Source organism: Arthrobacter sp. B0316-1-20 (genome assembly GCF_059091865.1).
In genome coordinates this window covers 295213-313611 of the sequence record NZ_JBNHHC010000007.1, presented here as the reverse complement: position 1 = coordinate 313611, position 18399 = coordinate 295213, and the positions used below count along the sequence as shown (strand labels likewise).

Genomic DNA, 18399 nt, shown 5'->3' with positions numbered 1-18399 from the left:
CGCCCGCCCACGTTCTACCACGGGTGGCACCAGCCCGGCTGCCGGCTGGCGCCGCCAACTTCCGGAGGTTCAATGACCACCATGCCTGCACCACAGGACGCGTTCTACGCCGAGCCCGAACCCGACCGCGCTCCCGAGGCTGCGGTCGAGATCACCTCGCCCGCCACCGTCGTGCGCCTCACCGAGCGCCCCGATGTGGTCAAGGTCAAGGGCGTTTACGCGCTGGTCAACACGTCCCTCACCCCGCACCAGGCGATGGTGGAGGACCTGCTGTTTGTCCGCAGGGTCCTTGACCAAGCGCAGATTCCCTACCTGTTGGTGCGCGGCAACGACGCCCGGCCGGTGATGGCGGTGAACTGGGAACAGCGCGACGGGCTGCGCGCGGCCCTGCTGGCGGCCTGCGCGGACGAGCCGTTCTATTCGCTGACCATGGACGCGAAGAAGAAGACCGCCCGGCTGGTGGCGGACGGCGAGCTCGCCGAGGGCGACCAGGCGCGGGCCATCCGGCTGTACCGCCCGCGGATCGAGCCGACCGGCGGGCTGCGCTACGGCCAGGGCACCGGTGTGCAGGTGGAGCTGTGGCGCTGGGACAACGGGCTGATCCACCTGCCGATCGAAAACTCGCTGACCCGGCGCACGCTGCCAGCCGCGGAGGCGGTCCGCGGCGAGGTGGAACGCTACGGGCACCGCTGGCCGACCATCGAGAACATGTTCGCCGACCATGCCACGGACATCGACTTCGAGATCGACATCGTTTTTTCCTGGGTGGACGGGAACAACCGCGAGTACCAGCGATACCGCAACAGCTTCATGGAAAACGCGGTGGTGGGCGAAGGCGACGACGCCGATGCGCGCTTCCGCCAGATCGACGAACTGCGGTATGCGCTGCGCTCGGTGTACATGTTCGCGCCCTGGATCCGGCGCATCTTTATCTGCACCGACTCGCCCCTGCCGGACTGGCTGGACGCGGAGCACCCGGACATCCAGGTGGTGCGCAGCGCGGAGCACTTCCGCGACGCGTCGGTGCTCCCGGTCTTTAACTCGCAGGCGATCGAGGCGCAGCTCCAGCACATCGAGGGCCTGGGTGAGCACTTCCTCTATTCCAACGACGACATGTTCTTTGGCCGGCCGGTAGGCCCGGACATGTTCTTCTCCCCCGGCGGGATCACCAAATTCGTGGAGGCCGACACCCGGATCGGGCTTGGCGACAACCATCTGGACCGCTCCGGTTTCGAAAACGCGGCCCGGGTGAACCGCAAGCTGCTGTACGATCGCTTCGGCCGGATCACCACCAGGCATCTGGAGCACTGCGCGGCGCCGCTGCGCAAATCCGTGCTGCTGGAGATGGAGGAAGAATTCGCCGACGAGTTCAAGTCCACCGCGGCCAGCCGGTTCCGCGCCAAGGACAACATCTCGGTGACCAACTCGCTGTACCACTACTACGCGCTGCTGACCGGCCGGGCAGTGACGAATCCGGGCGCTAAGGTCAGCTACGTGGACACCACCATGTATTCCGGCTTGGCGAAACTGGAGAGGCTGCTGCAGAAGCGCAACCGGGACTTCTTCTGCCTTAATGACGGCAGCTTCCCGGAGGTCCCGGCCGAGGAACGCCAGCGCGTGGTCACCGACTTCTTGGCCCGCTACTTCCCGCTCCCCGCACCGTGGGAGAAGCAGCCGGCCGCCTAGAAAGCCTCTCGGCTCCCGATGTCAGGCCGGGGGGCGGATTCGTCCGGGGGTTTCGTCGGTCAGTGGTGGGCCGGAATCCGGCCCGGCCGCACGGCGTCGGGAATAACGACGGCGGCGTCCTCCAGCCGCTGCCGGGTCTCCGCCGCGGTGACCTGCCGTCCGACCGGCAGCCCTCCGCGGGCCGGAACCACGGAATGGACCACTGTGTCCTCGTAGACGTGGACCATGTTGTAGGCCTGCGCGGCATCCCGGCCGCGGGTGCTGCCGGCGTCGGCGGCCAGGTCCTGGGTGTAACAGGTTGCCGAGGCGACGGACACCGGGATGCCGGCGAACGTGGCGGTGGTGGAGTAGTGCAGGTGGCCGGCGATGATCCCGGTCACGTCGCTGCCGCGCAGCACCTCGGCCAGCTCGGCTTGGCCGCGCAACTCCACCAACACCGCCAGGTCCTGCACGCTGGGCACCGGCGGGTGGTGCATGGCCAGGATGGTTCCGTGCGGTGCGGGCTCGGCCAGTTCGTCGGCCAGCCACTGCAGCTGCTCGTCCTCCAGCTTGCCGTAATGTGCACCCGGAACGGTTGAATCCAACGTCATCACCCGCAGGCCGTTGACGTCGTACACCCGGTCCAACGGTTCGGCGCTGGCGGGCTCGTCCAGCAGCATGGTCTTCAGCCCGGAGCGGTCGTCGTGGTTGCCCATCGCCCAGATCACCTGGGCGCCGAGGTTCACCGCCGCCGGTTCTACGATTCTTCGCAGTCTGGCGTAGGCCTCCGGCTCACCCTTGTCCGCCAAGTCGCCGGTAAAGATCAGGGCTTCGGGCCGGGAACCGGAGTCTTGCAGATCCTCGAAGATCTGCCCCAGTCTGGCTTCGCTGTCCACCGCTCCGTAAAGCCGGCCGTCGCCTCCCACCAAATGCGTGTCACTGATATGGAGTAGGAAGTGGTTGGGCCGTGGATGCTCGGCCTGACGGAGGTCCATCATCTACCTTCTGCTGCTCGCCTGACGTGTGCTGTCCGGTTCACTACAAACCATACAAACAGAAAAATGCTGAACTGTGGGTGAATTTGACGCGGCAATTACACATATTCCAGCTACGTTTTTTCCACGATGCCGAAGTGCGCCGCGAACAAGGGAGCGAGATCACTGATCTGGACGGGCGTCATGGCCGCCCCGCGCAGGCCTTCCAGCCCGGCCAGTTCTTGCATTTCCAAGCCCCGCAGATCAACATGCTTCAGCTTCGCCGCGGTCAGGTCCAGCCGCCGCACCCGGCTGTCGGCAAAGGCCAATCGGTGGGCAGCAGCACCGCCAAGATCCAGTTCGTCCAGGATGCAGCCGGTGAACAGCACGTCCTGCAGTTCCGCTCCGCGCAGGTTCACGTAGCCCAGTTTGCAGTTGCGGAACTCTACCGACTCCCACTCGGACTCGTACACCTCGGCTGACCCGAACCGTGAACCGTCAACCACCACCCGCCGGAACAGCGAGCGGGGAGCACTGAACACCGGAGCGTTCAACCGCTCGATCGCTACGTCCACGAAGCCCGCTGCCCGCAAGTCGGCACCGTCCACCGAGACATCTTGAAGCGTGCACTCGGTGAACGAGACACCGGCCAGGCGCCGGCCGTCCAGCTCTGCGCCGGCGAACCGCAGGCCGGTCACGCGCCGCTCCGGCGCCAAGGCCGACGCATCGCCGTCGGTCAATTGCCCCAGGTCCGGGGCATCGATACGCGGGGTGAAATCGTCCGGTCTAGCCATCCTCGGAGCATAGCTGAGAGCTCTCCGGCCGGGAGGCTTGCCGGTGCGCTCAGAAGATCTCCGGCCGGCATTGACAGTGTTGCTCTCGGCGCCGTTGTTCTCTGCGCCGGGCGTATAACGGGTGCGCTCAACGCCAAACACGTGTTCGATGGCAGCATGCAGATTCTCATTCTGGGCGGCACCGCCTGGCTAGGACATGAAATCGCCGCCGAAGCGCTGCGCCGCGGCCACCAGGTCACCTGTCTGGCCCGCGGCACCTCCGGATCGGTTCCCGCAGGGGCACGGCTGGTTCGTGCCGACCGAGACGCCCCGGACGGTCTGCACGCCGTCGCGGAACAGCGCTGGGATGCCGTGCTCGATGTTTCCCGTCAGCCTGGCCAAGTCCGCCGAGCCGTGGCTGCACTGGCCGACACGGCCGGGCATTTCACCTTCGTGTCCTCCTGCAGTGTCTACGCCGACCACGGCAGCCCGGGTGCCGACGAAACCGCCGGATTGCTGCCGCCCCTGGAGTCCGACGTGATGACCACGCCGGACGTCTACGGCGAGGCGAAGGTCGCCTGCGAGGACACCGCCCGGAACGCGTTCGGTCCCGACCGGAGCCTGGTCGTCCGGCCGGGCCTGATCGCCGGCCCCGGCGACCTCACCGACCGCACCGGTTATTGGCCGCTGCGTTTCGCCCGGCCCGTTGCCGACGACGGCTCCGTCCTCGTCCCCGATGCACCAGGGTTGGACGCCCAGGTCATCGACGCCCGCGACCTCGCGGCTTGGCTGGTCGCTTCAGCGGAACAGCAGCTGACCGGGGAGTTCAATGCCGTGGGCGACGTCCTAGCGCTGGCCGAGCATCTGGAGGTTGCCCGAGGCGTTGCGGGCCATACCGGTCCGGTCCTCATGCTGGACCAGGAGGAGTTGGCGGCAGCCGACGTCAACCCGTGGGCTGGCCAGCGGTCCCTGCCGCTCTGGCTGCCGCTGCCCGACTACGCCGGTTTCATGTCCCGCAGCAACGCGGCAGCCAAAACGGCCGGTCTGGCCTTGCGCCCTCTGGCAGAGACACTGGCCGACATTCTGAACTGGGAATTGGCAACCGGCCCCGACCGCCCACGCAACGCCGGACTGACACCGGACGAGGAGCGCCGGCTGCTGACCATCGCGCACCCTCGCACGTGAGGAGGCGCGGACCCTTGAGACGTCCCGGCTGCAGTTGTAGCGTGACAGGACAGCAGGCCGACGGGCCCGCCGCTTCCCTAGGAGGCTACCGTGACGATTCCCCCGCCGCCGGATCCCAGGCCCGATCCGAACCAGCCCCGGCCCAACCCGCCGTTCCCGCCGGAGCCGAACCCGGACCCCATGGCGCCGCCGGAGCCAAATCCGGATCCCTTGGCGCCGCCGGATCCCGGGCCTGGCCCGTTCCCCGATCCCGGGCCGATGGTTCCGCCGCGCGGGCCCTAGCTCGCGGCGACATGCGGCAACAAGCAGGGACGCGGACGGCGGACCACCCTACAATGAGCGGGTGACCGCTACCTTTCGGCCCGCATGAGTTCGCGCCTGCACAGCCTCGTCATCGAGACGCTCGGCAAGCGTATTGTCTCGGGCGAACTGCCGGCCGGTGCCACCACGCATTCCGAGCACTTCGAGTCCGAGCTAGGGGTCTCGCGCTCCGTGATGCGCGAGGGCGTGCGCGTGCTGCAGTCGCTGGGCCTGGTGGAGTCGGTCAAGCGGATTGGCATCCGTGTGCTGCCGCCCGAGCGCTGGAACAAGTTCGACCCGTCAGTCATCCGCTGGCGGCTGGCGGCAGAAGGCAAGGGCATCCAGTTGCGCTCGCTCACGGAGCTGCGCTCCGCCGTCGAGCCTGCTGCCGCCGAACTGGCGGCCCAGCACTCCCCCGAGGAGATGTCCGCAGAGCTCATGGCCATCGCCGCAAAGATGCGCGCGGTGGGCCGGGCCGGCGATCTGCAGCAATTCCTGGAGCTGGACATCCAGTACCACGCGCTGGTCTTGGCGGCCTCCGGCAACGAGATGTTCGCGCAGATGCACTCCATGATCGCCGAGGTGCTCCGCGGCCGGACCGATTACGGGCTGATGCCCGCTCACCCGCACGAAGAAGCGCTGCAGCTGCACGTGGACGTGGCGAACGCCATCCAGTCCGGCCGGCCCGAAGCCGCCCGGCAAGCGATGGACCAGATCATGCGCCGGACCATCGAGGAAGTCCGCAGCGTCTGGGAAGACGAGCCCCGGCTGTTCGAAGAAGCCGGGGCCTAGACCGGCCGGCCGGTCTGCCTGCTACTCCGCGTCGTTGAAGCGCAGCAGCACCTTGCCGCTCTGCGACGAGTCCCGCGCCATCCCGAACGCCTCCAGCGCATCGGCCGCGGCGTATTCGTGCGTCATCACCGGATCCGCGTAAAGCGACCCGTCGGCCAGCGCCGCAATGACTTCGTCGATCTCGTCGTTGAAGCGGAAGGATCCCACCAGTTCCAGCTCGCGCGTAATGGCCAGCGAAATCAGCGCCGGCTGCTCACCCGACGGCAGCAGCCCCACCATCACCACGCGGCCGCCGCGGGCAGCGCCGCGCACCGCCGATGCCAAGCCGTAGTGGTTGCCGGAGGACTCCAGGCAAACGTCCGCCTCGACCCCAGCGATCGCCTCTGCGTCGGTGGCCAGCAGCGTCCTGCTTGCACCGACTTCGCACGCGATCTCCAGCGGCTTCTCGTGCATGTCGACTGCGACGATCTCTGCCGCGCCGGCCCGCTTCAGCACGGCGATGATCAGCGCACCGATCGGCCCGCAGCCGATCACCAGCACCCGCTTGCCAGCCACGTCTCCGGCCCGCGAGACCGCATGCCAGGCCACGCTGGCCGGCTCCACCAGGGCGGCCCGGCGCAGCGGCAGGTTTTCCGGCAGCGCGCGCAGCATCCGGGTGGGCAAGTTGATGTAGCGCGCGAACGCTCCCTCGGTGTGCGGGAATCGCGCGGCACTGCCCAGGTAGGTGCAGCCCGGGGACAGGTTGGGGCGGTCCGACGGGTACTTGGAGCCGTCTCCCGGACCGGGCGTTGCCGGGTGCACGGCCACCGCGGTGCCCGCCGCCGGGCCGCTGCCGTCGGCCGCAGCCGCCGCCACGGTGCCCACCACTTCGTGGCCCAGAAGCATCGGCGCTTTCAGGATGGATTCGCCGGCCGCGCCGTGCTGCCAGTAGTGCAGGTCGGAGCCGCAGATCCCGCCGTACGCAATTTCCACCACTGCCTCGTCCGGCCGGGCGGGCGCCAGCGCCACCGGTTCAACCCGCAGGTCGCCGGCCGCGTGGGCCACAACGCCAAGGGACTGCGTGGGAAGGGTTGTCATCGGAACTGCCTTTCAATCTGAAAAAGTACGACGGCGGTGCGCCGCCTTGGGTGCTTCGCTCGCCGGTCAGACGACGGTGGTCATACCGCCGTCGATGAAGACCACCTGGCCGTTGACAAAGTTGGACGCGTCGGACGCCAGCCAGATGGCCGGGCCCACGATGTCCTCCACCGTGCCCCAGCGGTGTGCGGGGGTCCGGCCCAGGATCCAGCTGTTGAACGCCTCGTCGTCGACCAGTTTCTGGGTCATTTCGGTGTGGATGTAGCCCGGGGCGATCGCGTTGATCTGCAGCCCCTCGGCCGCCCACTCGGCGGTCATCGCGCGGGTCAGGTTGCGGATGCCGCCCTTGGAGGCCGTGTACGGGGCGATCGTCGGACGGGCCAGGTCGGTCTGCACCGAAGCGATGTTGATGATCTTCCCCGCGCCGCGTTCAATCATGTGTCGAGCGGCCTCGCGGCCCACGAGGAACGCACTGGTTAGATTGGTTCGCAGAACGCGTTCCCAGTCCTCCACTTCCAGGTCCAGCATCGGGACCCGGTGCTGGACGCCGGCATTGTTGACCAGCACCCACAGAGGTCCCACTTCGCGCTCGACCCAGGCCACGCCGTCGGCCGCTGCCTGCGCATCGGTGACGTCAAAAGCGCGCGCAAAAATCTTGTCCTCGCCGAACTCCGCCGCCAGTTCCGCCCGGGTGCCTTCCAGCCGTTCCTCGTCCAGCCCGTTGAGCACCACGACGGCGCCGGCGGCGGCCAGCCCGCGGGCAATGGCCTTGCCGATCCCGCGGCTGGAGCCGGTCACCAGGGCCACCCGGGAGGAAATATCGAACAGGTTCACAGTCATTGATCTCTCCAAATGCGGACGGGACGGCCGAAGCCGCCCCGTCCATGATGCTCAAGGTAGTACTAGAAATTTGTGGCGATCAGGAAGATGGCCAGCGCCAGCACGAAGCCGACGACGCCCACCAGAGCCTGGCCCACGGTCCAGGTCTTCAGCGTGGTCTTAGTGTCCATCTGGAAGAACCGGCTGACCAGCCAGAAGCCCGAGTCGTTCACATGGCCGGCGAAGACCGAACCCGCGGCCAGCGCCAGCACAATGGCGGCCAGTTCCACAGGGTTGTATTCCGGATTGCCCATCACTACCGGCTGGACCAGCGCGGCAGCCGTGGTCAGTGCCACCGTGGCGGAGCCCTGTGCAACGCGGACCACGGCCGCAATGACGAAGCCAGCCACAATAATCGGCAAGCCGATCGCGTCCAGCGAGTCGGCGATCGCGTTACCGATGCCGCTCGAGCGCAGCACGCCGCCGAACATGCCACCGGCGCCGGTGATCAGGATGATCGAGCAGACCGGGCCCAGCGCGCTGTCCACCACGGTTTCAATCAGGCTGCGTTCCTTGCCCTGGCGGCTGCCCAGCAGCCACATGGCCAGGAGCACGGTGATCAGCAGCGCAACCGGGGTTTCGCCCAGCATGCGCAGGATCTGCACCCAAGTGTCCTCGAGCGAAACCACCTTGGCTGTGGCCAGCATGTTCAGGCCGGTGTTCAGGAAGATCAGCACCAGCGGCAGCAGCAGCAGGAAGAAGATCGTGCCGAGCTTCGGGGCGGAGCGGAACTCGGACTCTACCGAACCCTTCGGAGCATCCAGGATGTCCGGCACGGGGATGTCGAACCGGCGGCCCAGGAAGCGGCCGAACAGGTAGCCCACCACGTACCACGTAGGAATTGCCACGATGATGCCCAAAACCAGGACCAGTCCGACGTCGGCGCCGAGCAGGCCGGTGGCGGCCACCGGGCCCGGGTGCGGCGGCACGAAGATGTGCATCACTGAGAACGCCGTGGCGGCGGGGAAGGCGTAGAACAGCAGCGAGCCGCCCAGGCGGCGCGCCACGGTGAAGATGATCGGCAGCATGACTACCAGGCCGGCGTCGAAGAAGATCGGGAAGCCAAACAGCAGCGACGCCATGGACAGCGCCAGCGGCGCGCGCTTCTCGCCGAAACGCTTAATCAGTGCCTGCGTCATCACCTCCGCGCCGCCGGAAACCTCCAGCATGCGGCCCAGCATGGCGCCCAAGCCAACAAGAAGGGCGACGCTGGCCAGCGTCCCGCCAAAGCCGCCCAACAGGGTCGGCATGATGTCCGCGGCCGGGATGCCGGTGGCCACGGCAGTGAGCAGGCTGACAATAATCAGCGACAGGAATGCATGCACCCGGAACCGCATGATCAGCACCAGCAGCAGCGCTATGGCTGCCACGGCGACAAGCAAGAGGCCGGGCGTGCTCAACGTCCAGTTGAGCTCGAGTTCGGTCATCATCGTCCTTCGTTATGTCGGATGGTTATCCGTTTAGTTGTGGGTTGAGCTTTAGGCGCCGGTGGAGCCGGTGGAGCCGCGTGTTTCCCGCAGATAGTTCTCCACCCGCACGGCAATTTCCTCCGGCGAATCGGTGACGGGCACTACCAGCCCCGCCTCGTCGTCGGCGAGCGCCTCCAGGGTCTGAAACTGCGAATCCAGCAAGGTTGGCGGCATGTATTCGTGGTCGCGGCCGCTAATCCGTGCGGCGATCAACTCGCGGGTGCCGGTGAGGTGGATGAACCTGGCCCCGGGCGCGAAAGAGCGAATGAGGTCGCGGTAGCTGCGCTTCAATGCGGAGCAGGCAACGACCGCGGTGGTTCCCTCCGCCAACTTGTCTGCCATGGCCTGGCCAATGGCGGACAGCCACGGGTGCCGGTCCACGTCGGTGAGTGGATGCCCGGAGGCCATCTTTTCCTTGTTGGCGGCGCTGTGCAGATCGTCGCCGTCGATGAATTCCAGACCCAGATGCTTTGCGACGGCGGCACCCACGGTGGATTTTCCGCATCCTTGGACACCCATCACCACCAATGGGGGATATTGCAGAGACATGTGGCAGAACTCCTCAGACGCATCATTACATCTGATTTGGTGACTAATCTCTCGCCAATAAATCAGATTTATCCGGAACAAGGTACCACTGGCTGACAGGCTCCAGCAAAAGAGGAAGCCTCAATGAAGGTGGGGGACCCCGGATCGTAACGAATCGGCCCTCGCTTGCTCCGACCCGTACCGCAGACTGCGTCCCGCGGCTAGATTGGTCTAATACACGGTGTCCGGCGCGGCACCATCTGCGGCGCCGAGAACTCCAGGAGGCCGGAATGTCCCTATCGGATGAAGAAAAGCAGCGCCTAGACAAGCTGGGGCATGAACTTGAAAACGATGATCCCCGCCTCGCCCGCTCCCTATCTGCTCGCAGTGTCATGGTCTTCGGCCATGCCTTCAGCGCCGGAACCCTGTGGGCCGTTGCCGGTGCCCTCCTGTTGTTCATCGGCATCGCGGGCAATTCACTGGTTCTGGCCATGCTGGGACTGATCGCTCTCGCGGCGGGCGCCATCCGAGGCAGCGTCGGGTTCATGTCCCGCCACCGCCGCCTCTGAGCACCGACCCTTGGACACTTGGGCACCGCCGCTCTGAGAACGTAGGTGCCTTCACCTCTGGACACTTAGGCACTGCCGCCTCTGGACACTCAGTCACCGCAACCTCTAAATGCACGCCGCGCCCTGCCAATCGCCGGTGCCGGGCTCCGCAGATCCGCTCTAACCGCCACAGCTGTGCGTGCAACGCTGTTGAGACCGGCTGGACTCGGGTCTTTTCGCCCCTTTTCCGGGATCCCCAATTCCCCGGCGCAGCACGAGGGCTCAGCTTGTCCGGCGGGAGAACCTCAATCCGCTAATGCGAACCACGTCACGTTCGTTACCTCGCCGTGTCACAGGAACGGTGTCATAACACACGTCATCATGTACTTTTGCTCAAGCGCATTCATCGTGGACCGTGCATCCGCACGAGAAGAATGCCGCGGTTGAGTTCGATTCAAAGGTGAAAGAGGTCTCCTGTGACACAGGTTCAAAAGGAAGCGGTCGCAGCCGAGCAGCAGCCCGGCCGCAAATCGGCAGGACATGTCATTGTCGATTCGCTGATTGCGCACGGCGTCGAACGAACCTATGTCATTCCCGGCGAGAGCTACCTGGAAGTGTTGGACGGACTCCACAACTCCACCATCGACACCATCGTCTGCCGGCACGAAGGCGGCGCGGCCTACATGGCCGAGGCTGACGGAAAAATGAACCAGCGGCCGGGCATCGCCATGGTCACCCGCGGGCCGGGCGCCGCCAATGCTCACGTCGGCTTGCACACCGCCTGGCAGGACTCCACACCCATGGTGCTGTTCGTGGGCCTGATCCCCTTCGCGCATCGCGACCGCGAAGCCTTCCAGGAATTCGACATCAAGTCCTGGTTTGACACCGGAGCCAAGCGCGTCATGGTTCTGGACCACCCCGAACGCGCGTCCGAGATCGTCGCCGAAGCGATGTTTGCTGCCACCAGCGGCCGCCCGGGTCCGGTCGTCGTCGGCCTCCCGGAAGATGTCATCCGCGAAGAAATCGACGCCACGCTGCATCCGGTCATTCCCGTTGCCCAGGGCGGCATGACGGTCACCGACTGGAAGGCGCTGCAGGCAGCCCTGAAGGAAGCCGAAAAGCCGCTCTTCGTCGTCGGAGGCAATGACTGGACGCAGGAAGGCGCCAGCACGCTGACCACGTGGCTCGAAGAGCACAACATTGCCGCTGCCGTTGAGTGGCGCTGCGAGGGCACTATCCCCTTCGACTCCCCCTCCTACGTAGGACCGATCGGCTACGGCCGGCCGAAGCCCACCTACGACCTGCTCGAAGAAACCGACCTGCTGATCTTCGTCGGCACCGTTCCGGGCGACGTCATCACCGATGGCTTCCTGGTCCGCCAGGACTGGTCCAAGAAAAACTTCCTGGTCACCATCGACCCATCGCTGCGCGGACGCTCCGGCCCGGTCTCCTACCAGATCGTGGCCAAACCGGACGTGTTTGTCCGCGACCTGGTCATGATGGACCTGCCGCTGAAGGAAGAGTGGAAAGACTTCACCCAGCGCATGCGGGGCGAGCAGGAGAAGTTTGCTGCCCTTCCGCCGGCTGAGCCCACCGACGGGCCGGCACGGATGGACACCATGATGGCCAATCTGGTCAGCGGTCTGCCGCGCGACGCCATGATCACGCTGGGCGCCGGCGAGCACACCAACTGGGCGCACCGCTACTTCCCCACCCATGACTACCCCTCCATGCTCTCGGCACGGAACGGCTCCATGGGCTACTCGGTTCCCTCGGCCATCGCGGCATCGCTGGCCTACCCCGGACGCCGCGTCGTGACCATCGCCGGCGACGGCGAGTTCCTGATGAACGGTCAGGAACTGGCCACCGCCGCCCAGTACGGCGCCACCCCCCTGGTCATCGTTATGGACAACCAGGAATACGGCACCATCCGCACCCACCAGGAACGCTGGTACCCCGAGCGCATCTCCGGCACTCAGCTGAAGAACCCCGACTTCGCCCTGATGGCCCAGGCCTTCGGTGGCTTCGGCGTGAAGGTTGAACGCGACGCCGATGTGCCCGCCGCCCTTGAAGCTGCCCTGAAAGCCATTGATGAGGACAAGACCTTCGCATTGATCCACTTGGTGGTTGAGCAGCGGGTCAAGGCTTACTGAGCCTGGTCCGGGCGACTAAGCCGGTGGCCGAGGACGTCATGTCCCGGCCACCGGCTTTTTAACCTGAGGGCAACTGCGTTCAACCCACTTGGCTGGCCCGCACCGTGCGAGGGCGCCGCATCAGTCGTACGCGTCGGCGGCTTCGCGCCGTGCGCTTGTCCTGCTTGCCGATGACTCCAGCTATGTGTCGGGATTCAACAGCTACAGCGTCTGTTTTGTTCTCGCCCTCGGCCGGTTCCCACGCCGCCATCTCGGCGGTGTTGGGATACAGAGTTGTCGCGCCGGGTAAGGGTGGGGAGGTGGATGTGTAGACGTGGCCAGTCGGAGTGGTGGTTTCCGCGCAGGGCAGCGGCCCCTCAACGGTTCGGGCGGACCAGCCTTCTGCTTCTCTGGCGTAGTTGCAGGCCTCACAGAGACCTCGCCCATTGGTCAGCGTTGTTTCTCCGCCTTCGGACCAAGCAACAATGTGATCGATATGTCGGATCGGCGCATCGCACCACGGACCGGCGCACGTAGCGTCGCGGGCCATGATCATCCGGCGCATCCCGTCCGGAAACTTTCGAGCGGTCGAATCCATCCCCAGCAGTTGCCCCGTCCCCGGCGCGGTGTAGAGCCGCCGGACCCAGACGTCCTCCACCCCGCCGACCCTGAGAGCTCTCAACCTCGCGCGGCGGGTTTCCTCACGTGCTGTCTTCCAGCCCGGCTCGGTTCCTGCCGGCGGCGCCTTCTGTCCGAACCTGCTGTCCGGCGGCCCGGCCGCTGCCTGCCCATCTGGCGGCCGGGCCGCGCTCCGGGAGGGCGCTGCGGCCGACCCGGCATTCTCCGGCGCGTCTTGTGGAAGGCGGATGAGGTCGCGGGCGTACTGTGCCGGAACAATGCCATAGCCGGTCAGCCAAGCTGGCTCGCTGTCGCCTTGCAGCAGCGCCCGGTCGGTCATCACTACCTGCACTTCCAGCCGCACCGGATCGGCAGTGGACTGGCCGGTGAGGCGCTCGAACACTGTATCTGCCATCGCCTGCCCCCGGGATCTGGGATCTCCGGCATTGCGCAGCCGGTCCGCCTCCCGGTTCAGCGCGGCCATCACTGCCACGCCTTGGACCACCGGCAGCAGCGTCCGGACCGAGACCATGGTGTCCGGTTCCGGCCGGGAGGAAACGTGGCGGTCGGCTTCTGCCTTCGCCGCCCGGTTCACCACTGCATGTGGGTCCAACCGGTAGGCGATCCTCTGCGCTTCCGCCGTCAACGCCTTGTCCCCCAGACCCTGCAGGCGTTCCGGGTTTCCGGCCAGTTCCTCATCCACTTGTGCTCGGTCCTCACGGGTCAAGCACGCCGTTTCGCCGACTAGGATGAGGGCCCGCCGCTCATTCAACACCCCGGCCTTTAACGCATGTAGGGTGTGCGGCATCTCTTTGACCAGAACCTTGGCCATGCCCAACAGGATTCCGCCGCGGTGCGGTGACTGCCGACGCGCCAACCCGACCTGCTTCGCAATCCCCCGCCCGCGCCGCTCCTCCGGCACCCCTGCCGCTGCGCGCCTGGCACGGATGGACTCATCCAGCCCGACCTGAACCGTTGCCTGCGCGGCCGCAGCGGCGTCTTTAAGGTTCTCCAGCGCGGTGAGCTGCTCGATCCGTTCTGCATCGGAGACGTCACGGTCAAGATGCGCCAGGAAGCCGGCAAACGCGTTGACTGCAGCCGCTCCAACCGGGGCAGTCCCGGCCGTCGACACGCTGCCTGCTGGGGCCGGCCGGCCCGCGGCATGCCATTCCGGGTGGTGTTGTGCGGGCGAATCCAACATGTCAGCGTCTCAATCTTCTGCGTGCCACAGGGCACGACCGAGGAATACGAGTGGTCATGGAACACGAGTCCACGGACGCCACCGAACATACACTTCGGTGGCCAACGTTTGGTGCTGAACTACAACTGAAAACAGCCTATGCGCCGGGTACGACAGTTTGCGGTGTGATCGGACGGTTGTGGATCGGGCGCTCGGCTAACCGGTCTGTGGAGGACAAAAGGGGTGGATGGCACCGGCTTCGTCGGCGAAATCTGTGCCTGGCGGACCTCGCCAAGACGCTTGGGTCTACCCCGCCAAAAAAATAAACGGGGAAGCGTAACCTTTCACCTCCCCTGCTCGATTAGACAGGTGTACGGGCGCGCTGCGGGCTTCCGCCAGCCGTGCGCCAAGCAACAAATCGAGGAGATCCATGACGAATCGTTTCCGTACCCTGAGCCTGCCCGCCAAGGGAGCCGCTTTGGCCGCCGTCATTGCCGTTGGCGGAGCGGGCGCTGCCGTTGCCGCGCCCGCGCTGACTGCCGGGGAAACCGCGAGCGCCATCACCACTCCCGCGGTCCCGGCCACCCCCGCTATTCCGGCCGCTGACGGTGAGCAGGCCGTTCCGGCTGTCCCGGCCACGCCCGCCGTGCAGGGCGTCAAATCAGGGGCCGATGTTGAGGCTAACGCGGACGCCAACGCCGGCGTGAGCGCGGACGGCACCGACGTTGACGCGAAGGCCGGCGCCGACGCCAGCGCCGAGGCCGGAACCGATGAGGCTGGCGCCGCCGCTGAGCTCCGCTCGGGCGCCGTGGTGACCCCGGCTGTCCCGGCAACCCCGGCCATTCCGGGCGTCGACGGCGAGTCCGCCACTCCCGCCGTCCCCGCCATCCCGGCCGTTCCGGAGCTGCCGGAATCCGCCAACGCCGACGCCCAGGCCAAGATCGACGCCCGCACCGAGGCGGCAGAAGCCCGCGCCGAACTCCGCGGTGCAGCTACCGTCAAGGTCGACGCCGGACAGTAATTTCGCACGCTGTCGGGTGCGGTGGCTACACTGAAGCCGCCGCACCCGACGCCCGCAGTTGCAAGGACCTTAGTTTGCTTCGCATGCTCTCCGACGACGTTGTGTCTGCTGCGCAATCAGGAACGGCCGAGGCTTTCAGCGAGATCTACGCGGCGCTGGCTCCCGGTATCACCGGGTACCTGAAAGTGCGCGGTCTGGATGATCACGAAGCCGCGGTGCAGGAGGTCTTCCTGGCCCTCTTCTCGCGGATCGGATCTGTGCGCGGCGGCTTCCAAGGACTGCGCACGCTGGCCTTCTCCATCGCGCACGCCCGCTATGTGGACGATGTCCGGCGCCGTGCCCGTCAACCGCAACTCTCGCCCTATGATCCCGACGCCGATCGGCGGGCGGTTGAATCAGCCGAAACGGTGCTACTGGAGACGCTCGGCGAAAGCGATGTGGGCCGCCAACTCAAAGAGCTGAAGCCCGACCAACAGGAAGTGCTGCTGCTGCGCGTGGTGGCGGATCTGTCGCTGGAACAGGTCGCCGAAATCATGGGCAGGAGCACCGGCTCTATCAAGCAATTGCAACGGCGTGCCCTGTTGAAACTGAAATCCGTGGTGGAAAGGAAGGAGGCCCTACTGTGAAACACCTCGAGGTTCCCGGTGACGATGCGGTCCGCCGGTTGCTGGATGAGGCCGAAGTGGCCCCTTCTGACCAGCTCGAATCCTCCCTGCTGGCCCTCCGCGCTGCCGGCGAAGCTTATTCGGCGCCTCATCCGTCTCCGGAACTGATGGTTTTCATGACGACGACGGCGGCTGCCCCGGTCGTCCCGCTGCGGCGGCGCCGCAACGTCCGGGGTGCCCTGATGGTCGCGGCCGCACTGGCCGGGACCGGCCTCGGCGTCTCCGGAGTGGCCGCGGCCAACCCAGATTTCCGGGCTGCGGCGGACCAGGCCGTTCAAAACGTCGTCGGTTTCTTCGCGCCGTCCCCAGGTAAAGCCGAGGCCCCAGATTACTCCGAGCTGGGCCGTCCTGCCGGCGTCCCTGCCGCGCCCGGCCAGGATGAGTCGAAAAACAACAGCCCCGAGAACCGCCCTGGCTCGGCCGACGATGCAACGGCCAAAAAGGAAGCAGATTCCCCCGCCACCGACGCAACCGAACAGGTAGCACCGGGACGCTCCCTGGCGCCCGGGCAGCAAACCGAAACCCCGGGCGAGCACCACCGGTCGGTCACGGGCGGGCACAACGGCGTGGAGCACCCTCCGGCCTCGCCACTTCGCGTGCCGGGCGCTCCTCCGTTTGACGGCACGCTGCCTGCTCCGACCACGCCGGACCGGTTAAACGAACACCCGGGCAAGGACTTTCCACTGCAGGACGGCAGCCTGCCCTCGCCCGATCCGGCGCGAATCCCCGAACTGCCGGTCGTACCCGAACCGCAACGCTAACCGGCCGGCCTGCCGCGTTCTGCTCTTCCGGCGCACCGCGGATAATGGCAGAGTGTCGCCCAGAGGGACACCGTTCTGTCAGATCAGGCAGGAGGATTCATGGCTTTATCGCCGCTGGTACTCGGCCCGATGCTTCGCTACGTGGATCAGACGACCGCCAGCGTCTGGGTGGAAACCCGCGAAGCGGCCCGCATCGCCGTCGTTGTTGGAGATCGGTCCTGTCAGGCACGCACCTTTGCCGTGCACGGCCACCACTATGCGCTGGTCGAGGTCGACGGGCTGGAGCCCGGGAGCGCTACGCCGTACCGGCTTGAGGTCGACGACGTTCCCGCCTGGCCGGAACCGGACTCGCCGTACCCGCCGCCGGTGATCCGCACCCTCGCGCCGGGGCGCCCGCTCAGCCTGGCGTTCGGGTCCTGCCGCACCAGCACCGAGCATGACGCTGCGGGCAACCGGAAACATGGCGTGGACGCGCTGCGGGCGTACGCGCTGCACCGAGCGACGACCGGCCAAGCCGGGGACACCGCGGGGAACAACTCCCGGTGGCCGGACCTGGTCCTCTTCCTCGGCGACCAGGTCTATGCGGATTCCACCACCGAGGCAATGCAGGATTTCATCCGGTCCCGGCGCGACATCAAGGAACCGCCGGGCGCGGAACTCAAGGACTATCAGGAGTACGCGCACCTGTACATGCTCGCGTGGTCGGACGGTGCCAACCGCTGGCTGCTGTCCACCGTGCCCAGCGCCATGATCTTCGACGACCATGACATCCGTGACGACTGGAACGCGTCGCAGGCCTGGAAGCGGCAGATGGAGGAAACGGCCTGGTGGCACGGCCGGATCGTCTCCGGTCTGGCGTCTTATTGGGTCTACCAACACCTCGGCAACCTGTCGCCGGAACAGCGTGTTCAGGACGAACTGTGGCAGCAGGTAACCAACCACACCGGCGACGGCGAGTTGGACTCGGCCGAGCTGCACCGGACCGAACTGGACCTGACCGACGCGCTGGAGGCTTTCGCGGAGCGGGCGGACCAGCACCCGGAAACCTACCGGTGGAGCTTCACGCGCGATATCGGCGGAACCAGGCTGGTGGTAATGGACTCGCGTGCGGCCCGGGAACTGGAGCCGGAGCGGCGCGCGTTGCTGGACCCGGAGGAGATGGCCTGGCTGGACGGGCAACTGCAGGGCGGTTTCAAGCACCTGCTGATCGGGACCTCGCTGCCGTTCCTGCTCCCCCAGGGCCTGCACCACATCGAGTCCTGGAACGAGGCGCTGAGCGGAGGAGCCTGGGGCCGGTTCCCCGCAGCCATCGGCGAGCAGCTTCGGCAGGCCGTGGATCTGGAGCATTGGGCGGCCTTCCAGCGCAGCTTCCGGAAGGTGGCAGAGATAGTGCAGGAGGTGGCCGACGGCGGACGCGGGCCTTCGCCGGAGACCGTCACCTTCCTCTCGGGCGACGTCCACTTCTCCTACGTGTCCGAGGTCCAGCGGTCCTCGGGCAGCCGGATCATTCAGGCCGTCTGCTCCCCCGTCCGCAATCCGCTGCCCCGGTTCCTGCGCTACTTCACCGCGTTCATGTCCTACGGCGTTGCCGCCCCGGTCGGTGCACTGGTGGCCAAGGGGGCCAAAGTGCCGAAACCGCCGTTCTCCTGGAAGGGTCTCAAACGGCCCTGGTTCGACAACAACCTGGCCAGCCTCGAGGACTATGGCGACGGCCTGAGGATCCGGTGGGAAACAGGGGTGGTGGACGACGGCGACCACCTGCACCCGCGGCTCAAAGAGGTGGCTGCAATGACCATCCCAGCGCGGAACAGCCTGGCTACACAATGAGGCGT

At 66.5% G+C, this 18399-nt stretch carries 16 protein-coding genes; 9 read left to right on the top strand and 7 right to left on the bottom strand.

All coding sequences use genetic code 11. The annotated features are described in order from the left end of the window. Positions 1 to 81: 81 nt before the first annotated feature. Positions 82 to 1686 (top strand): stealth conserved region 3 domain-containing protein, encoded by a 1605-nt coding sequence (locus AC5RW2_RS14525; protein WP_493963317.1) that lies wholly within the window; start codon positions 82 to 84, stop codon positions 1684 to 1686. A gap of 59 nt (positions 1687 to 1745) precedes the next feature. Here the strand turns inward: AC5RW2_RS14525 and AC5RW2_RS14520 are convergent, their stop codons facing one another. Beyond that, positions 1746 to 2660, bottom strand: coding sequence for a phosphodiesterase (locus AC5RW2_RS14520; protein ID WP_493963492.1), 915 nt, complete (start codon positions 2658 to 2660; stop codon positions 1746 to 1748). A gap of 113 nt (positions 2661 to 2773) precedes the next feature. Beyond that, positions 2774 to 3433 (bottom strand): pentapeptide repeat-containing protein, encoded by a 660-nt coding sequence (locus tag AC5RW2_RS14515; protein WP_493963316.1) that lies wholly within the window; start codon positions 3431 to 3433, stop codon positions 2774 to 2776. A gap of 156 nt (positions 3434 to 3589) precedes the next feature. Between AC5RW2_RS14515 and AC5RW2_RS14510 the strand changes: the two genes are divergently transcribed. Further along, positions 3590 to 4597, top strand: coding sequence for an NAD-dependent epimerase/dehydratase family protein (locus AC5RW2_RS14510; RefSeq protein WP_493963315.1), 1008 nt, complete (start codon positions 3590 to 3592; stop codon positions 4595 to 4597). A 366-nt stretch (positions 4598 to 4963) separates the two neighbouring features. Beyond that, positions 4964 to 5689: a FadR/GntR family transcriptional regulator gene (locus AC5RW2_RS14505; protein ID WP_493963314.1), complete on the top strand. Its 726-nt coding sequence runs from the start codon at positions 4964 to 4966 to the stop codon at positions 5687 to 5689. A 21-nt stretch (positions 5690 to 5710) separates the two neighbouring features. Here the strand turns inward: AC5RW2_RS14505 and AC5RW2_RS14500 are convergent, their stop codons facing one another. The 4 genes from AC5RW2_RS14500 to AC5RW2_RS14485 all read right to left on the bottom strand — a co-directional run bounded on the left by AC5RW2_RS14500 (position 5711) and on the right by AC5RW2_RS14485 (position 9663). Further along, positions 5711 to 6766 carry an L-idonate 5-dehydrogenase gene (locus tag AC5RW2_RS14500; protein ID WP_493963313.1) on the bottom strand — a complete coding sequence of 352 codons (1056 nt, stop codon included), beginning with the start codon at positions 6764 to 6766 and terminating at the stop codon, positions 5711 to 5713. A gap of 66 nt (positions 6767 to 6832) precedes the next feature. Next, positions 6833 to 7606 (bottom strand): SDR family oxidoreductase, encoded by a 774-nt coding sequence (locus tag AC5RW2_RS14495; protein WP_493950927.1) that lies wholly within the window; start codon positions 7604 to 7606, stop codon positions 6833 to 6835. A 62-nt stretch (positions 7607 to 7668) separates the two neighbouring features. Then, positions 7669 to 9075, bottom strand: coding sequence for a GntP family permease (locus AC5RW2_RS14490; protein ID WP_493963312.1), 1407 nt, complete (start codon positions 9073 to 9075; stop codon positions 7669 to 7671). Between the two features lie 48 nt (positions 9076 to 9123). Continuing rightward, on the bottom strand, positions 9124 to 9663 hold the full coding sequence (locus AC5RW2_RS14485) for a gluconokinase (protein ID WP_493963311.1): 540 nt from the start codon (positions 9661 to 9663) through the stop codon (positions 9124 to 9126). Positions 9664 to 9932: 269 nt separating this feature from the next. Here AC5RW2_RS14485 and AC5RW2_RS14480 point away from each other — a divergent pair, with 269 nt between their 5' ends. Beyond that, on the top strand, positions 9933 to 10211 hold the full coding sequence (locus tag AC5RW2_RS14480) for a DUF3040 domain-containing protein (RefSeq protein ID WP_493963310.1): 279 nt from the start codon (positions 9933 to 9935) through the stop codon (positions 10209 to 10211). Between the two features lie 455 nt (positions 10212 to 10666). Further along, positions 10667 to 12343, top strand: a complete 1677-nt coding sequence (locus tag AC5RW2_RS14475; protein WP_493963309.1) for a thiamine pyrophosphate-dependent enzyme — start codon at positions 10667 to 10669, stop codon at positions 12341 to 12343. A gap of 79 nt (positions 12344 to 12422) precedes the next feature. Here the strand turns inward: AC5RW2_RS14475 and AC5RW2_RS14470 are convergent, their stop codons facing one another. Then, the gene (locus AC5RW2_RS14470; RefSeq protein ID WP_494074088.1) at positions 12423 to 14072 is read right to left on the bottom strand and encodes an HNH endonuclease; all 1650 of its coding nucleotides are present in this window, start codon (positions 14070 to 14072) and stop codon (positions 12423 to 12425) included. A 478-nt stretch (positions 14073 to 14550) separates the two neighbouring features. On the opposite strand from AC5RW2_RS14470, the gene AC5RW2_RS14465 reads away from it, so the two are divergent. The 4 genes from AC5RW2_RS14465 (at position 14551) to AC5RW2_RS14450 (ending at position 18394) form a co-directional block, all read left to right on the top strand. Continuing rightward, the gene (locus AC5RW2_RS14465) at positions 14551 to 15141 is read left to right on the top strand and encodes a hypothetical protein (protein ID WP_493963307.1); all 591 of its coding nucleotides are present in this window, start codon (positions 14551 to 14553) and stop codon (positions 15139 to 15141) included. An 83-nt stretch (positions 15142 to 15224) separates the two neighbouring features. Then, the gene (locus tag AC5RW2_RS14460; protein WP_493963306.1) at positions 15225 to 15767 is read left to right on the top strand and encodes an RNA polymerase sigma factor; all 543 of its coding nucleotides are present in this window, start codon (positions 15225 to 15227) and stop codon (positions 15765 to 15767) included. Then, positions 15764 to 16567, top strand: coding sequence for a hypothetical protein (locus AC5RW2_RS14455; protein ID WP_493963305.1), 804 nt, complete (start codon positions 15764 to 15766; stop codon positions 16565 to 16567). Before AC5RW2_RS14460 ends, AC5RW2_RS14455 begins: the two co-directional genes overlap by 4 nt. Before the next feature lie 99 nt (positions 16568 to 16666). Next, positions 16667 to 18394, top strand: coding sequence for an alkaline phosphatase D family protein (locus AC5RW2_RS14450; RefSeq protein WP_493963304.1), 1728 nt, complete (start codon positions 16667 to 16669; stop codon positions 18392 to 18394). The last annotated feature ends 5 nt before the right edge of the window (positions 18395 to 18399 follow it).

What these genes read in the sequence shown, in the direction of transcription:
- AC5RW2_RS14500 (WP_493963313.1), bottom strand. Translation starts at nt 6,766, where the DNA reads ATGACAACCCTTCCCACGCAGTCCCTTGGCGTTGTGGCCCACGCGGCC.
- AC5RW2_RS14485 (WP_493963311.1), bottom strand. Translation starts at nt 9,663, where the DNA reads ATGTCTCTGCAATATCCCCCATTGGTGGTGATGGGTGTCCAAGGATGC.
- AC5RW2_RS14515 (WP_493963316.1), bottom strand. Translation starts at nt 3,433, where the DNA reads ATGGCTAGACCGGACGATTTCACCCCGCGTATCGATGCCCCGGACCTG.
- AC5RW2_RS14505 (WP_493963314.1), top strand. Translation starts at nt 4,964, where the DNA reads ATGAGTTCGCGCCTGCACAGCCTCGTCATCGAGACGCTCGGCAAGCGT.
- AC5RW2_RS14510 (WP_493963315.1), top strand. Translation starts at nt 3,590, where the DNA reads ATGCAGATTCTCATTCTGGGCGGCACCGCCTGGCTAGGACATGAAATC.
- AC5RW2_RS14495 (WP_493950927.1), bottom strand. Translation starts at nt 7,606, where the DNA reads ATGACTGTGAACCTGTTCGATATTTCCTCCCGGGTGGCCCTGGTGACC.
- AC5RW2_RS14465 (WP_493963307.1), top strand. Translation starts at nt 14,551, where the DNA reads ATGACGAATCGTTTCCGTACCCTGAGCCTGCCCGCCAAGGGAGCCGCT.
- AC5RW2_RS14520 (WP_493963492.1), bottom strand. Translation starts at nt 2,660, where the DNA reads ATGGACCTCCGTCAGGCCGAGCATCCACGGCCCAACCACTTCCTACTC.
- AC5RW2_RS14480 (WP_493963310.1), top strand. Translation starts at nt 9,933, where the DNA reads ATGTCCCTATCGGATGAAGAAAAGCAGCGCCTAGACAAGCTGGGGCAT.
- AC5RW2_RS14490 (WP_493963312.1), bottom strand. Translation starts at nt 9,075, where the DNA reads ATGATGACCGAACTCGAGCTCAACTGGACGTTGAGCACGCCCGGCCTC.
- AC5RW2_RS14525 (WP_493963317.1), top strand. Translation starts at nt 82, where the DNA reads ATGCCTGCACCACAGGACGCGTTCTACGCCGAGCCCGAACCCGACCGC.
- AC5RW2_RS14450 (WP_493963304.1), top strand. Translation starts at nt 16,667, where the DNA reads ATGGCTTTATCGCCGCTGGTACTCGGCCCGATGCTTCGCTACGTGGAT.
- AC5RW2_RS14460 (WP_493963306.1), top strand. Translation starts at nt 15,225, where the DNA reads ATGCTCTCCGACGACGTTGTGTCTGCTGCGCAATCAGGAACGGCCGAG.